1 protein-coding gene is annotated in these 618 nt (G+C 67.8%); it reads left to right on the top strand.

Features of this window, described 5'->3' with window-relative positions; translation table 11 throughout:
* Positions 1 to 618, top strand: a 618-nt coding sequence (locus tag ACFPU0_RS27510; RefSeq protein ID WP_377696465.1) for an aconitase family protein, incomplete at both ends; no start/stop codon positions are given.

The following is a 618-nucleotide window of genomic DNA, read 5'->3' as shown; positions in this document are numbered from 1 at the left end:
GGGCGACGGCATCATCCACAGCTGGCTGAACCGCATGCTGCTGCCGGACACCGTCGGCACCGGCGGCGACTCCCACACCCGCTTCCCGATCGGCATCTCCTTCCCGGCCGGCTCCGGCCTGGTGGCCTTCGCCGCCGCCACCGGCGTGATGCCGCTGGACATGCCGGAATCGGTGCTGGTGCGCTTCAAGGGCAAGATGCAGCCCGGCATCACCCTGCGTGACCTGGTGCATGCCATCCCCTACTACGCCATCCAGGCCGGCCTCTTGACCGTCGAGAAGAAGGGCAAGAAGAACATCTTCTCCGGCCGCATCCTCGAGATCGAAGGCCTCAACGACCTCACCGTCGAGCAGGCCTTCGAGCTGTCCGACGCCTCGGCCGAGCGTTCCGCCGCCGGTTGCACCATCAAGCTGCCGGAGTCGGCCATCGCCGAGTACCTGCAGTCCAACATCACCCTGCTGCGCTGGATGATCGGCGAAGGCTACGGCGACGCCCGCACCCTGGAGCGCCGCGCCCAGGCCATGGAAGCCTGGCTGGCCAAGCCGCAACTGCTGGAAGCCGACGCCGACGCCGAATACGCCGCGGTCATCGAGATCGACCTGGCCGAGGTCAAGGAGCC

Origin of the sequence: Pseudomonas sp. GCM10022186 (genome assembly GCF_042656385.1) — a bacterium.
GTDB lineage: Bacteria > Pseudomonadota > Gammaproteobacteria > Pseudomonadales > Pseudomonadaceae > Metapseudomonas.
The sequence above is the reverse complement of the archived record's forward strand: the minus strand, read 5'-3'. Positions and strand labels throughout refer to the sequence as shown.